1 protein-coding gene (running past one end of the window) is annotated in these 17,899 nt (G+C 39.1%); it reads right to left on the reverse strand.

Annotation, left to right across the window (positions count from 1 at the left end):
• Positions 1–17,899, reverse strand: the 3' end of a protein-coding gene (locus GTR01_RS12795) for a non-ribosomal peptide synthase/polyketide synthase (RefSeq protein WP_160138225.1). It continues 26,306 nt past the right edge of the window; only the last 17,899 of its 44,205 coding nucleotides appear in the window; its start codon lies off the right edge, out of view — the gene reads right to left on this strand; its stop codon occupies positions 1–3.

Consider the following 17,899-nt stretch of genomic DNA (forward strand, 5'->3'; position numbering starts at 1 on the left):
TTATTTTCCCACTGTTTGATTGATGATATTAATAATCTCTTCTTCTTTTTCCAGCATAAACTGGTGGGCTGCTTCAATAGGATATACTGATAGCAGCTTCTGATCTCCTATGATTGAGTCTACATTGTTATAAGTACAATCCATCATATAATTGTTAAATGATTCGTCAAATCCTTCTCCTCCCAGCATTGCTTTTAATAAAACTACTTTTGTAAAGCTAAGGGTATCAGAAATATGTTCTCTGGCAATGGTAAATTCTGCCGACATAAAGCTTTTCGTAGCAATAAAATGGCTGTGGTCTACAGGAACCTCCAATTTGCTGCTCAATTCTTCATCAGACGGGAATGAAAGGAAACTTTCTAATTTCTGATCTGAAGCATAGAAAATGGTATCCAACAGATAGACTTTAATCTTTTGACAACCTTGTTTTTCCAGTTGAGAAGCAATTTCCAGCGCAATGGTTCCTCCCAAAGACCAACCCAGTAAAATATATTCTTCCTGCTGCGTCTCTTTCTGTATCTGAGTGATATGATCCAGATAATATCCTGCCAGTTGATGCAGATTATCAATCTTTTCTTCATGGTACAGGTTATAAGAATCCACGCCATAGCAATCGTAGTTTGTTTTCAGCTGTTCTGCCAGAGACTGATATACCTCGCTTCCTCCGTTTCCTGGATGAATAAAGAATATATTCGGATTATTATTCACGGCATTCAGAATGGATACTGTTCTGTATTCTTTGCCATATTTTCCTATAAGAGCAGCGAGTTTACTGATGGTTCTTTCTTTGAAGACATCTACAATCTTCACTTTCACATCCAATATCTGTTGGATTCTGCTAATCAGCTTTATCGCCATGATACTGTTTCCGCCTAACCTGAAGAAATCATCATGAATGCTGATGGATGCAGAATCAACAGCTAATACTTCTCCATAGATTGCTGCAATCTGTCTTTGAAGCTCATTTTCCGGAGCGGCATATTCTGATATGCCTATAAATTCTGGTTCAGGCAATTGTTTCCTATCTAACTTACCGTTAATGGTTAATGGTAAAGCTGTTAAATGAACAAAAACATTAGGAACCATATACTCCGGAAGTGATTTCATCAGGAATTCTGATATTTGGTGCGGATCAATGACCGGATCGGAAACATAATATCCCACAAGGTGTTTCATATTTCCTTTGTCTTCTTTCACCAGAACGGCTACCTGACGAATTCCCGGATATTGAAGCAGGGTATTTTCAATTTCACCTAATTCTATTCTATGCCCGCGGATCTTCACCTGGAAGTCATTTCTTCCCATATATTCCAGATCTCCGTTAGCCAGTCTGCGCACTAAATCCCCTGTTCTGTATAAACGGTTATTTTCACCTCTATCTTTCTGATCTTTTGTCTGGTATGGGTTTACCATAAAGCGTTCTTCAGTAAGTTCCGGTCTGTTCAGATACCCTCTGGCAATACCTGCTCCACCAATATACAGCTCTCCTACCGCTCCTGTTGGTACAGGACGATATTGAGCATCAAGAACGTATAAAGTTGTGTTGACGATTGCTTTACCAATATTCAATGGATTTTTATCTACTTTATAATCATGAAGTGTCGCACAGACTGTCCCTTCTGTTGGCCCGTATTCATTGATAAGCGTAATATTTTCAATGTTTTTATTCAAAATCGGGAAACTTTCTCCTCCTGCATGGATTAGTTGTAAGCTTGTTCCGTTATCTACAATTTCCCTCAACAATACTGGCGGAATAAAGGAAACTTCTATGGTATTGGCTTTAATATAATCATTAAGCTCATTCACTGAAGTTCTAAGCTCGTTACTATACAACCAAAGGGTATTTCCGTTACATAAAGACGGGAATGTCTCATATACAAAGGCATCAAATACATAATTGGAGTACACCCCTACATTCTTATATTTTTCAAGCTGATGAGCTTCTTTCATAGCATCGATCAGATTGATAACTCCCTTATGCTCAATCATTACTCCTTTCGGAAGTCCTGTCGTTCCGCTGGTGTAGATCACATAGGCTAAATTCTCTGAAGTGGCGTGAGTAACAGGGTTATGATTATCTGCTGCTGCCAATTTATCTATTATTCCTTTATCATTTAATGAAACCAAATTCACTTCTAAAGGAACTTCACTGAATTTCTCTCTTACTTCTTCCTGAATAAGAATCACCTCAGCTCCCGTATCTTTTAAAATATGGTTTATTCTGTCTGCAGGATATGACGGATCCATTGGCACATACGCTGCTCCGGCTTTTAATACGGCAAGAATGGCCATCAGCATATCTTCTGAGCGTTCAAGACATAATGGTACAAGATCATCCGGCTGAAGCTGGTATTCTTTGATAAGATAATTGGACAATTGATTGGCTCTTTCGTTCAGTTCTTTATAGGATAGTTTCACTTCCTGATATACCAATGCTATCTCATCAGGTGTTTTGGCAACCTGAGATTCAAACTGTTGATGAATTGTATTCTTGTCCTGATATGCTTTTCGGTTATCATTCCAAATCTCTGTGATCTGTCTGTTCTCTGTTTCTGAAAGAAGAGAAATCTCTCCTATTGTAAGACCATCAGCATCGAATTTTCCAAGCTGTACAATCTGACTTAACAGGTATTGATACGTTTCTGCTATGCGGTTTATCGTTTCTTTTTTAAATAAAGAAGTGGCATAGTTGAAAGACATCTGAATCCCTTCAGGGCTCTCATTAATCATGGTCGTCAGATCAAATTTAGCAGCCTGGTAGTCTACATCTCCATCAAAAGGAAGGAAAACAGGTTCTTCTTCCTGAGCTACAGCATCACCACCATTGCTTGTTTGAAGGCCAAACATCACCTGGAAAACCGGATGTCTTGAGGTATCCTGTTCTACGCCCAGTTCTTCCACCAGTTTTTCAAATGGAAGATCCTGATGAGCCTGAGCATCTGTCACAGATTTTGAAACCTGTAGAATGAAATCCTTAATATTTTGTTGAGGATCTATTTTTTCTCTCAGCGCTAATGTATTTACAAAGAAACCGATAAGGTCTTCAAGACCTGCATAATGACGGTTAGCGATAGGGCTTCCTACTATAATATCTCCCTGTCCTGAATAAGTAGAAAGGGTTAGATAATAACCGCTCAACATGACATTGTATAAACTTACTCCAAGGTTTTTAGAAATGTCTTTCAATCCAAGCGCTGTTTCTTCAGGGATATTAAATCTAATGGTATCTCCCTCATAAGAAATCTCAGCAGGTCTATGGAAATCTACCGGAAGGTCTAAGCTCTGATAGTCATCCAGTTTTGTTTTCCAGTAGTTAATCTGGTTATCAAGACGTTCCCCTGTAAGATAGTTTCGCTGCCATAAGGCAAAATCCTTGTATTGAATCTTTAATTCAGAAAGTTGCGGCTGTTCTCCTCCGGCAATGGCATGATAAGCTTCAGCCACTTCTTTCAGGAATATGTCTGTAGACCACCCATCAAATGCAATATGGTGAATAACTACTGAAAGATAGCTGATATTCTGTAATGTGAAGATATTGATTGCGACCGGAATCTCTTCTTCCAGGCGGAATACTTTATGAGCACTTCTGTTCACTAATTCCTCCAGTTCTTCTCTGCTTTCTGCGGCTATAGTCTTTATTTCCGGAAGAAGATCGGTAACGACCTGATAGCCTACTCCATTTTCTGTAGTCAGAATAAATGTACGAAGTACTTCATGGCGTTGGATTACTGTCTCTAAAGCTTTGCATAAAGCCCAAATATCAGTTTTTGTGCCTAGAGTAACCGTCATTGGAATGTTATAAGCACTGCTTCCGCCTTCATAGGATTCTATAAACCAAAGCCTTTCCTGGGCAAAGGACAATCTCTGTTCTTCTAATGAATCTACTTTTGAAGGAAGGATGGTTATTTGATCTTCCCCGGTATTTCCCATTAAAGCGACTGATAAAGAGGCCACTGTTTTATGATTGAATATCATAGCAACATTAGCCTGCATATCTAATGTCAACCTAATCTTACTGATAAGTTTTATGGCCATGATACTGTTTCCTCCCATTCGGAAGAAATCATCATGAATGCTAATACTTTTGGGGTTAATTCCTAATACTTCACCATAAATCTGGCACAGGTTTTCCTGCAGTTCATTTGTTGAAGCGGTATACTCACGACTTCCTTTTAATTCAGGTTCCGGTAACTGTTTTCTGTCCAATTTTCCATTAAGGGTAACAGGTAATGTTTTTAAGTGTACAAAAATACCCGGCACCATATATTCCGGTAGTGTAGCGGACAGGAATTCTGACAATTGTTCATCATTCAATTCACTATCAGAAACATAATATGCTACAAGATACTTTACTCCCGCATTGTTTTCTTTAGCCAATACTGCTACCTGGCGGATATCGGAATGTTTTACCAGGGCATTTTCAATTTCTCCAAGCTCGATACGGAAACCACGAACTTTCACCTGGAAGTCATTTCTACCCAGATATTCTATATTTCCACCGGACACCCATCTTACTAAATCACCTGTTTTGTATAGGGTTCCGTTATACTTTTCTTTCTTTTCTTGATCTGTCTGGAATGGATTCTTAACGAAACGCTCTTCCGTCAGTTCCGGTCTTTTCAAATATCCTCTGGCAACTCCTACACCGCCTATGTATAGTTCTCCCACCCCGCCGATAGGAACCGGATGTAAGAATTTATCCAGTACATAGACTGCTGTATTGGCAATTGGCTGCCCAATCAATACATTCTGAATAGCAGGATCATTACAGTCATAATACAGAACATCTACGGTAGCCTCAGTTGGCCCGTAAAGATTGTGAATTTCAGCGTGATTCATTAGTCTTCGTGCATCCTGTACCTGTTTTAGCGTTAAGGCCTCTCCACTACAGAAGATATATCTCAGACTTTTCACCATAGACTGTAATTCTTCTTTGATGTCTAATGTTTCTTCGAAGGCACTTAACATAGACGGAACAAAGTGTAGAACAGTTACATTGGCCTTTTGAATAACTTCAGCTAAGTATTCGGGGTCTTTGTGCCCTTCCGGACGTGCAAATACGATACATGCTCCATAGAAATGAGCCCAGAATAATTCCCAAACGGAAACATCAAATGTATAAGGTGTTTTCTGCAGGATATTATCTGTTGGCACTAAAGGATAGGTATCATTCATCCAGACAATACGGTTCACCACACTTGTATGCTCTACCATTACTCCTTTTGGAAGTCCTGTGGTTCCGCTGGTGTAGATGACATAGGCAAGATTGTCCGGTTGAATAGCTGTTACGGGATTAGAGTGATCTTCTTTTTCAACGATCTGTTTGAATGAGGTATTATTTAAAGAAACAACATCTACATTCATATCCTGTAATTTCTCTGCTGTACTTTCCTGGGCCAATATAATTTTGGCTTTGGTATCGGACAGGATGTATTCTATTCTGTCTACCGGATAAGAAGTATCCATTGGAACATAAGCTGCTCCGGCTTTCAATACAGCAAGAACTCCAATCATCATGTTTTCTGAACGTTCTAAGCATAAAGGTATTAAGTCATCCGGCTGAATGTCATAGACTCTGATAAGGTAATTGGCCAAACGGTTTGCACGCTCATTCAATTCAAGGTATGAAATTTTCAGATCCTCATACACTAAGGCAATATTATCCGGAGTTTTCAAGACCTGATCTTCAAATAGACTGTGAATTGTTTTATCTGAAGGATAAGCCAATTGAGTATCATTCCAGGCAAGCATCTGCTGCCATTGACTTTCTGAAATATAAGAAAGAGCGTCGGAGGTCATTTCAGGGTTATCAAGAAGCTGGTTCAGGATAATTTCCATTCCATCCATCAGCTGCATCATGGTTTTATTTTCAAAAAGAACGCCTTCATAGTTCAATTTCAACAATACGCTTTCTCCCTGTTCTGAAGCCATTATTCCTAACGGATAATCCAGTTTTTCCACTGAATCTTTAAATACAAAGCCTAATTCATTACTTCCTTCTCCTTTTGGTACAGGATAGTTTTCATATACAAATAAGCTGCTGAAAATACGACGTCCTTCCTGGTGAAGCTCTGCAAGATTGATATCACTATGGGTATTCAGATCACTGATCCTGTTTTGAATTTCCATGATACGATCTATGATGCGGCCATCTTCATGATTCACAATTAACGGTAAGGTATTGATGTACAATCCTGCTGAGGATTCTATACCATCCACCGGTAAACTTCTTCCTGAAACAGTAGTTCCCACTACGGTTGTCTGCAATCCACTGTATAGTTTTAACTGGCTGTGCCATAAGTATTGCAATACAGCATTTACCGTTAATCCATGAGCTTTTGTGAAGTCTTTCAGATTATGGTATCTGTCTCCGCTTATCAATAGGGTTACCTTCTGGTGATCTTTGATATGACGGTATGTTCCTAAATCGATCTGTCTTTGATCTTCTTTGACAAGGCTTTTCAGGTCTTCCTGATCTTCAAGAAGGGTCATGTATTGATCCCAGAAGCTACGGCCTGCTTTTTTGTTGATCTGTAAATATTTCTGACTTGCTGCATATGCATGATCTACCGACAGGATATATTCTTCATTATTAAGCTGGCTCAGATATGCCTCATGAACACTATTCATCATGACAGGCATGCTCCAGCCGTCCAGTATCGCATGGTGGTTACTGAATAAACAGCTGTAATATTCTTCATTTCGTTTGAAAAGATAGACTCTGAACAGGTTTCCTTTGGTAAGGTCATAGCCTTCAAAACGATCATTATGAGTGATTTCCTTGATCAATTCTTCCTGTGCTTCTTCAGACAGGGTACTGATATCCTGATATCTCCAGTCTAATTTTCCTTCTTTATCTATAACCTGTACAATTTCTCCATTCCAGTCGAATCTGACTCTCAGGGATGGATATTGTGCCTGAGTTAATTTCCAGGAATTTTTTAGTTTTTCTGTATCTATTTTAGCCTGATATTCCCACATCAATTGTACTCTGTAAGCATCATCTGTTTCTCCCTGGTTCAGAGCGTGATACACGAATCCTTCCTGTAAACTGTTGGCCAGATACACGTCTTCTATTTCTCCTTTCTCCTGAATCGTTGAAAGCTGCGCTTTTTCCACTACATGATCTACATCTGATGCTGTAAGGTAGCTTCTATTCTCTTCTGAAAGGTTCTTAATAATGGATTCCAGATTCTGTTTGAAGCTTTCCGCTAAAAGTGTAATCTTTTCAGCTGGAAGATATCCTGAAATCCCAAAGCGAAGCTGACCATCAACAACAGCACCATTGATGCTTACAAAATGACTGTCACGGTTAGCAGGATCAACACCAGCTCCGGTATCTTCAGCAGCAATAAACCATGTTTTCTCACCGGATACTTCTTCTTTGTCAAGCTGACCTAAGTAATTGAAACTGATCTTCGGTAATTCACGGTTTGTATATCCTACTAAACTTCCATAACCGATTCCATTATTCGGGATGCTTCTTAAAGATTCTTTGGTAAGGATAACGGTATCTTTTGATGATTTTCCTGTTTCCAGCTGTACCGGATACATTGTGGTAAACCACCCCATTGTTTCTGTGATGTCTAACTGGCTGAATACTTCTTCACGACCATGACCTTCCAGCAGAATAGCATGACGTTCATTCCCGGTAACCTGTGTAAGAGCCTGCGATAAAGCTGACAGCAACAAATCGTTGATCTGGGTATGATATACGTGATGTACTCCACGGATAAGGGTTCCGGTGGCTTCTTTATCCAATTGAAGGTGGCCGTGGTGATATTCTTCGGTAATCAGTTTAGATACTATTGAATTACTTTCTTCAACAATATCAGCGATATGGTTCCAATAGGTGGTTTCTTGATCTCTGGATTCCGGCTTTTCTTTTTTATAGTTTCTGATGGCTTCTACCCATTGACGGTAGCTGCTTCCCTTCTGAATCTGATAATTTTCTCCTTTTTCAAGGGTTTGATAGATGTTTTTCAAATCTTCGGTAAGGACTCTCCAGCTTACGGCATCAATAATCAAGTGATGGAACGCAAAGAATATTCTCGCACTACCATCCTGATACCCATCAATATATCCAATCTGATACAATGATCCTTTTTCAATATCAAAGTGAGACTGCCATTCTGTGAATATATCAGCCAGTTCCTCCGGTTTCAGACCAGAAGCATTAAGGTAATTGATCGCAGGAGCATTTTCTCCTGATTTATACTCTTGAGTATGACCTGTATATCCTAATCTGAAGGCGTCATGTTTTGCCAGTAGCAAGTCTATAGCCCGTTCAAATAGGTTTTGATCAAGCTTCGGAACATTGATGATAAATGCCTGGTTCCAGTGATTGAATGCTGCAAGATAGCCGGATTCTTTTTGCTCAAAGAACCATTCCTGTACTGGTAAAAGCGGAACTTCTCCTGTCGGGATTCCCTGTTCGGTAAGAATGCTGGCTTCACTTCCCTGTTTTTTATCTTCTATCAATTGAGATAGTGAGGTTACCGTTCGGGCCGTAAAGACTTCTTTTACACTTACTCTCACTTCTAATTGCTGGCGGATCTTCCCTACCAGCTGAATACTGATAATACTATCCCCCCCTAATCTGAAGAAATCATCATGAATACTGATTTTATCCGGATCCAGTCCCAGCACTTCTCCATAAATCTGGCAAAGTCCTGCCTGAAGCTCTGTTTCAGCGGCTACATATTCTTTACCTCCTGTAAATTCTGGTTCCGGTAAAGCTCTTCTGTCCAGCTTTCCATTAATGGTAAGCGGAAGTTCAGTTAAGTGAACAAAAGCACTTGGCACCATATATTCCGGCAGAGATTCTGATACATATTCCGAAAGCTGGTGAGTATCAATCTCTGAATCTGAAACATAGTACGCTGCAAGGTATTTTACCCCTGATTTATTTTCTTTTGCTAAAACAGCAGTTTGACGAATACCTTCCAACTGAAGCAGGGTATTTTCAATTTCTCCCAATTCAATTCTGTGACCACGGATCTTCACCTGGAAGTCATTTCTTCCTCTGTATTCCAACTCTCCGTTTGGCAGCCATCGAACTAAGTCTCCGGTTCTGTATAAACGGCTGTTTTCGTCTTTTTCTTTCTGTTCCGACGTTTGGAAAGGGTTTACCATAAAACGTTCCTCTGTAAGCTCCGGTCTGTTCAGATAACCTCTGGCAATACCAGCTCCCCCAATAAACAATTCACCTACAGCTCCTACAGGAACAGGGCGGTATTGAGCATCGAGAACATATAAAGTGGTATTGGCAATCGCTCCTCCAATATTTAATGGATTTTTATCTTCTTTATATTCATGAAGAGTGACACAAACGGTTCCCTCTGTTGGCCCATATTCATTAACAAGGGTAATGTTTTCAATATTTTTATCCAATGCCGGGAAGCTTTCTCCTCCTGCGAAGATGAGTTGTAAGCTTGTTCCGTTTTCCACAATTTCTCTCAATAAAACTGGTGGAATAAAGGATACTTCTATGGCGTTGTTTTTAATATAATCATTAAGCTCATTGACTGAAGTTCTAAGCTCATTGCTATACAACCAAAGGGAATTTCCGTTACACAACACAGGGAACGCTTCATATACAAAGGCATCAAATACATAATTGGAATAGCATCCTACTTCCTGATATTCTTCAAGTCGGTGTGCTTTTATCATTGACCTGATGAGGTTGATCACTCCTTTGTGTTCAATCATTACTCCCTTAGGAAGTCCGGTAGTTCCACTGGTATAAATCACATAAGCAAGGTTTCCTGCATGAACTTCTGTAACAGGGTTATTAGTAACTTCTGTTTCAAGTATTGCTTTAAGAGTAACTTCATCCAGTGAAATAACGTCTATATTCTGTAATTTATCGATAGTGCTTCCCTGTGCAATGGCCAATTTTGCCTGGGTATCTTCCAGAATATGTCCTATTCTGTCTGCAGGATATGATGGATCCATTGGTACATAAGCAGCTCCAGCCTTTAATACAGCAAGGATCGCAATCAGCATATTTTCTGATCTTTCAAGGCATAATGGAACCAAGTCATCAGGTTGAAGCTGATACTTATGGATCAAATGGTTTGCTAAGCGGTTTGAACGCTCATTAAGCTCACGATATGAAAGTTTAAAATCCTTGTAGACCACAGCTATTGTATCAGGATTTTTTTCTGCTTGATATTCAAATACCTTGTGAATAGTCATTTCTGACGGATAGTCTTCCTGTGTAGCATTCCATTTTGTAATGATCTGCTGAGTTTCCTCTTCTGAGATCAGTGAAAGGTCGCGGATTGATGTCTGATCCGGATTAGTTTCTATCATCTGGTCTAAAAGAAGCTGATAAGAATTGGCCATTCTAGTAATGGTTTCTTCTTTAAATAAAGCTTTGGCAAAATTGAACATGATCCGGATGTTTTCTCCGTCATCATCAATCATGGTAGTAAGGTCAAATTTCGCTGCTTTATAATCTACTTCTCCTGCAAAAGGATGGAATAATGCTTCATTTTTATTAGCTTTAACCTCTCCATCGATACTTTGAAGTCCAAACATGACCTGGAAAACAGGGTGTCTTGAAGTATCCTGCTCCACACCCAATTCATCTACCAGTTTTTCAAATGGAAGATCCTGATGAGACTGGGCTTCATTGACAGATTTCGATACCTGAAGAATAAAATCACTGATATTCTGTGCCGGATCTACTTTTTCTCTTAAAGCCAAAGTATTGACAAAGAAACCGATGATGTCCTCCAGACCTGCATGGTGGCGGTTGGCAATTGGGCTACCCACCACAATATCGTCCTGTCCGGAATAAGCAGACAGCATCAGATAATAACCTCCCAGCATTACACTGTACAGACTTACTCCCAGCTTTTGTGAAAGGGCTCTAAGTTTTTGCCCCTGCTCTGTATTCAGGTTGAAGTAAAGATTTTCTCCTTCATAGGATATTTGAGATGGTCTTTTGAAGTCTGAAGGTAATTCAAGGTTCTGGAAATCATCCAGTTTATTTTTCCAATATCCAATCTGATTGTCAAGACGTTCTCCTGAAAGATAATCCCGCTGCCATAATGCAAAGTCTTTATACTGAACTTTTACCGGTGAAAGTTCCGGTTCTTTTCCATCAACAAGAGCATAGTAAACGGAAGCTACTTCTTTTAAGAAAACGTCTATAGACCAACCGTCAAAAGCAATGTGATGAACAACAATAGAGAGATAAGCCTGTCCTGAAAGTCTGAAAACATTGATCTCTACAGGAATCTCCTCATCCAGATTGAAGACTTTATTCACGCATTTGTTGACTGCATTTTCAAGTTCTCCTTCGCTATTGACTTCCGTGGTTTTTATCTCAGGTATAAGATCTGTAACGATCTGATATCCTATTCCGTTATCAGTAGTTCGGATCATTGAACGGAGTATATCGTGACGCATGATCACCCTCCTCAAGGATTCTTCAAAAAGATTCAGCTGAATATTTTCATCTAATCTTGTAATGATAGGAATGTTATAAGCACTGCTTCCGCCTTCATAGGATTCTATAAACCAAAGTCTTTCCTGAGCAAAGGATAATCGTTGCTCTTCAGGAGAATTTACCTTGACTGGAACTATATTTATTCCATTTTCATCATGATTTTCATGAACTAGAATACTGGAAAGAGAAGCAACTGTCTTGTTATTAAATACCATTCCTACATTGACCTGCAGATCCAGATTTTGTCTGATTTTGCTGATTAGTTTAACAGCCATGATACTGTTTCCTCCTAATCTGAAGAAATCATCATGAATACTGATGGCTTCAGGACTGATGCCTAATACTTCACTATAAATGATAACAAGCTGTTTTTCAAGCTCTGTTTCTGGTACTGTGTAATTTTTACTTCCGGTAAACTCTGCTTCCGGTAAAGCTCTCTTATCCAATTTACCGTTAATTGTTACCGGTAAAGAGGTTAAGTGAACAAACACTCCCGGAACCATATATTCGGGCAATGATTCTAAAAGGAATTCTGAAAGTAAAGATGCTTCTATTTCATTTTCAGAAACATAGTAACCTACAAGATATTTTAACCCGGCTTTATTTTCTTTGCCTAAAACGGCAACCTTACTAATTTCAGGATAGTCCAGCAATTTATTTTCAATTTCACCCAGTTCAATTCTATAGCCACGGATCTTCACCTGGAAGTCATTTCTTCCGATGTATTCCAACCCGCCATTGGATAACCAGCGGACTAAATCCCCGGTTCTGTACAGACGTTCATTCTCTCCTTTTGCTTTCTGATCTTCAGTCTGGAAAGGGTTGATAATAAAACGTTCTTCTGTAAGCTCCGGTCTGTTCAGGTAACCTCTTGCAATTCCTGCTCCTCCTACATAAAGCTCTCCTACAGCCCCTACAGGAACGATACGGCGATATTTATCCAATACATAAGTGGTCATATTTCCGATTGGTCCTCCGATGTTTACTGGGTTTTCATCTTCGTTATAATGGTGTAATGTAGCACATACTGTAGTTTCTGTTGGTCCGTAAGCATTGATCAGATCCACTCCATATTCTTTATAAGCTGCCATCACCTGTGGATTGGTAACATCACCGGCTACCACAAGCTTCTCTAATGGTAAGATATATTCTCTTATTAATAATACCGGCGGAATGGTTGCAACGCTAATCTTATTTGCTTCAATATAATCTTTTAAGGAAAACAGATCTGTCTGAAGTTCTTTTTCCAAAATGTAGAGCGTATGTCCATGGGTAATGGATGGATACAATTCCCAAACATGGGCATCAAATACATAATTGGCGTACCATAGACAGTTCTTCCGTTTATTACCTGTCAATCCGAATTCTTTAGCTTCCTGATGGATCAGATTGGCAACACTTCTATGCTCAATCATTACTCCTTTAGGTAATCCTGTTGTTCCACTGGTGAAAATAACATACGCTAAATTATCTGGTTGAGTATTGGTAACAGGATTATTAGTTGATTCTGTTTCAAGCGTTGCTTTAAAGGTGACTTCATCTAATGAGATCACATCTACTGCATGGTTTTTCAACTTTCCGGAAGTACTTTCCTGACCTAAAATCAATCTTGCTCCGGTATCCTGAAGAATATGCTCTATTCTATCTGTCGGGTAAGAAGGATCCATTGGAACATAAGCGGCTCCGGATTTTAATACGGCTAAAATAGCGATCAGCATGTTTTCAGAACGGTCTAAAAATAGGGGTACCAATTCGTCCGGCTGAAGTTTATACTTAGCAGTTAAATGGTTGGCTAAACGGTTTGATCTTTCATTCAGTTCTTGATAAGAAAGTTTAACATCTTTATATACTAAAGCTATATGATCAGGTGTTCTTGCAACCTGTTCTTCAAACAACTCATGAATTGTTTTGTCTGATGGATATGTAGTTTCTGTGGCATTCCACGTTTGCATTAATTCAAACTGCTCTTTTGGAAGATAAGAAAGTTCACCGGATGTAATTTTCCAGTTTTCTAATACTTGAGCCAAAATACTCTTCATCCCTTCCGTAAGGTTTTCCATTGTTTTTTGTTCAAAGAGCGCTCCTTCGTAGTTGATTTTCATGATTACACTATCTCCATGTTCAAAAGCCATGATTCCCAATGGATAATCCAGTTTTTCTACTCCCCCTTTGAAGACAAATCCTACTTCATTACTATCTTCTCCTGCTTCCGGCACCGGATAGTTCTCATACACAAATAAACTGCTGAACATACGGTTGGAGTCCTGATTAAGCTCAGCAAGGCTCATATCACTATGGGTATTCAGCTCACTGGATCTGTGCTGAATCTCTGAAATAACATCAGTCACCAAGCCTTCTTTATGCTGTACAATCAATGGAAGTGTATTGATGAATAAGCCTGCAGAGGATTCTATACCATCTACAGGTAAACTTCTTCCGGATACAGTAGTTCCAACAACAGTAGTTTCCACTCCGCTGTATATTTTCAGCTGATTATGCCATAGATATTGAAGAACTGCATTCACAGTGAATCCATTTTCTGTCGTAAATCTTTTCAACTGCTGATACTGTTCATCTGCAATTGTCATGGTCGTCAGACTATGCTCTTTGATCTGACGATAGGTTCCAAGATCGATATGTCTTTGAGAGTCTTTAATCAGGCTGCTCAGGTCTTCACGATCTTCAAGGGTTGCTATATAGTCTTTCCAGAAGCTTCGGCTGGCATCTTTATGCTGTTGGAGATATTTCTGGGTATTGATGTATGCCTCATCGGTGATCCATTCAGATTGGTGATCTTTAATCAGACTCAGATAAATATCATGGATTCTCTTCAGGATGATCGGCATACTCCATCCATCCAACACGGCGTGATGGTTACTGAACAGACAAGTATAATGTTTTTCTGAACGTTTGAACAGATACACTCTGAACAGTCCGCTTTTTGATAGATCATAGACTTCAAAACGGTCTTTATGGGTCAATTCCTTAATCAGTTCCTCCTGTTCTTCTTCATTCATTCCGGTTATATCCTGATAACGCCAATCCAAAGGACTTTCTTTATCAATAACCTGAACAATTTCTTCACTCCAATCGAATCTGAGTCTCAATGCAGGAAACTGCTGTTGGGTATGTGACCATGCTTCTTTAATCTTATCAATATTGATCTCAGCAAGATAATCCCAGGTTAACTGTATACGATAAGCATCGTCTTTATCTCCCTGACTCAATGCATGATATACAAAACCTTCCTGAAGGCTGTTCGCAAGATATACGCCTTCAATCTCACTAGATTCCTGAAGACTGAAAAGTTGTTTAGCACTTATGATATGGTCTACATCTGATGGGGTAAGGAAGCTTCTTGTTTTCTTAGACAGCTCATCAATAATAGTAACCATCTGGTTTTTAAAATTTTGAGCAAATTGCGTTACCTTTTCCTGAGTCAGATGGGCTGAAATTCTGAAACGAAGTTCTCCATCTACAACAGCTCCGTTGATTCCGATCAGATAACCGCCACGATTGGATTCTCCGATGGAAATTCCGCTATCTTCAGCTGCAATAAACCATGTTTTTTCTCCTGAATTTTCTTCCTGGTCAAGCTGTCCGAGGTAGTTGAAACTCACTTTTGGAAGTTCCTGATCTGTATATCCTACCAGGCTTCCATAGCCAATTCCATTGTTTGGAATGCTTCTTAGAGCTTCTTTGGTCAGCACTACGGTATCATTCACCTCTTCACCTGTTTCCAGCAATAATGGATACATAGAAGTAAACCAACCTACTGTTTCAGTAATATCAAGGTTTCCAAATACTTCTTCACGTCCATGGCTTTCCAATAAGACAGCATTATGGATGTTTCCTGTAAGATCTCCAAGTGCTGCAGCTAATGCAGACAATAAAAGATCATTGATCTGGGTCTGATATACATGATGGCTTCCTCTTATCAGTTTTTCTGTATATTCTTTATCCAGTGCAAGAATATCATGGTTTTGCTCCTGAACAGAAAGGGCTTCCAATGCACTATTGGTTGGATTCACTGTTTTTGTGATGCTGTTCCAATATGACAATTCCAGGTCTCTTGCTTCTGAATTTTCAGATTTGTAGCCTTTTATGGCTTCTGTCCATTGACGGTAGCTGCTTCCTTTCTTTATCTGATATTTTTCTCCTTTCTCAAGGGATTGGTAAATATTCTTTAAGTCTTCAGTGATGATTCTCCAGCTTACTACATCGATAATCAGGTGATGGAAAGCAAAGAAAATTCTGGCTGTATGATCCTCATATCCTGTAATATAAGCTATATGATATAACGCACCCTTTTCTAAGTCAAATTGTTTCTGCCATCCTGTAAATATTTCGGATAAATCTTCTGAATTTATTGATGAAACATCAAGATAACTAATCTTTGCAGCAGCTTTCTCATCTCCATATTGCTGGCTATATAATCCGTTTTCTTTCGGATACTGCATTCTGAATACATCATGCTTTTCAATCAGAAGATCAATGCTTTGCTCAAAAATCTCCTTATTCAGTTCCGGAACATTTAATAAGAATGACTGATTCCAGTGGTTGAAATCCGGAAGATATCCTGATTCTATTTGGCTGAAGAACCATTCCTGAATCGGTAAAAACGGAACATTTCCGGTCAAAATTCCCTGTTCAGTAAGCAGTTCAATCTGTATAGCAGATTTCTTCTCTTCAATAAGTTTTGCCAATACTGCCGGAGTTCTTGATGAAAAGACTTCTTTAACATTGATTCTTATATCCAATCGTTGTTTTATTCTTCCTACCAATTGAATACTGATGATACTGTCTCCTCCTAATCGGAAGAAATCATCATGAATACTGATTGTCTCAGCATTGATTCCCAGTACTTCACTATACACGGCAATAAGCTGTTTTTCAAGCTCTGTTTCTGGTGCAATATAGTTTTTGCTTCCTGTAAATTCCGGTTCAGGTAATGCTTTCTTATCTAGCTTTCCATTGATAGTTAATGGTAAAGAAGTTAAATGAACAAAGACTGAAGGAACCATGTATTCTGGTAAGTATTCTGATAAGTATTCTGATAGTAGAGATTGATCTATTTCAGTTTCAGAAACATAATAGCTCGCAAGGTATTTTAACCCTGCATTATTTTCTTTGGCTAAAACGGCTACCTGGCTAATTCCAGGATAACCCAGTAATTGATTTTCGATTTCTCCCAATTCAATTCTATACCCACGGATCTTCACCTGGAAGTCATTTCTTCCGATATATTCCAGCTCTCCATGAGACAACCAACGTACTAAATCTCCCGTTTTATATAAACGGCCGTTCTCTCCTTTTGTTTTCTGATCTAAAGTCTGGAAAGGATTTACAATAAAACGCTCTTCTGTAAGATCTGGGCGGTTCAGATATCCTCGAGCAATTCCGGATCCGCCTACATAAAGTTCTCCTACAGCGCCTACTGGAACGATTCGGTGATGAGTATCCAGGACATAAGCTGTCATATTTCCGATCGGGCCTCCAATATTGACTGGGTTTTCATCTTCGTTATAGTGATGCAAGGTTGCACATACTGTAGTTTCTGTTGGCCCGTAAGCATTAATCAGATCTACACCATGTTCTTTGTACATCGCCATTACCTGTGGATTGGTAACATCTCCGGCTACCACAAGCTTCTCTAATGGTAAAATAGAGTCTCTCGTTAATAATACCGGTGGAATGGTTGCTATTTTAATGCTATTCTCTTCGATATAATCTTTTAAAGCGGACAGATCCGTTTGAAGTTCTTTTTCTAAAATATAGATCGTATGACCATGGGTAATGGATGGGTACAATTCCCAAACGTGCGCATCAAAGACATAATTCGCATACCACAAACAGTTCTTTTGAACTCCGTTTTCAAGCAATCCGAATTCTCTGGCTTCCTGCTGGATCAGGTTGGATACATTGCGGTGTTCAACCATTACTCCTTTTGGTAATCCGGTCGTTCCACTGGTGAAAATAACATATGCTAAATTATCAGGTTGAGTCTTGGTAACAGGATTATTAATTGATTCTGTTTCAAGTGTTGCTTTAAAGGTAACCTCATCTAATGAGATTACATATATTGCTGCATTTTTCAGCTTTTCTAATGTACTTTCCTGACCTAAAATCAATCTTGCTCCGGTATCTTGAAGAATATGTTCTATTCGATCTACCGGGTAAGAAGGATCCATCGGAACATACGCTGCTCCGGATTTTAATACTGCTAAAATAGCGATCAGCATATTCTCTGAACGATCTAAGCACAATGGGATTATTTCGTCAGGTTGAAGGTTATAAACACTGATTAAATGATTGGCTAAACGGTTTGATCTTTCATTCAGTTCCTGATAAGAAAGCTTGACATCTTTGTATACTACAGCTATGTGATCTGGCGTTCTTTCAACCTGATTTTCAAACAGCTCATGAATTGTTTTATCT

Source organism: Chryseobacterium sp. c4a, from assembly GCF_009900745.1.
Classification (GTDB): domain Bacteria; phylum Bacteroidota; class Bacteroidia; order Flavobacteriales; family Weeksellaceae; genus Chryseobacterium.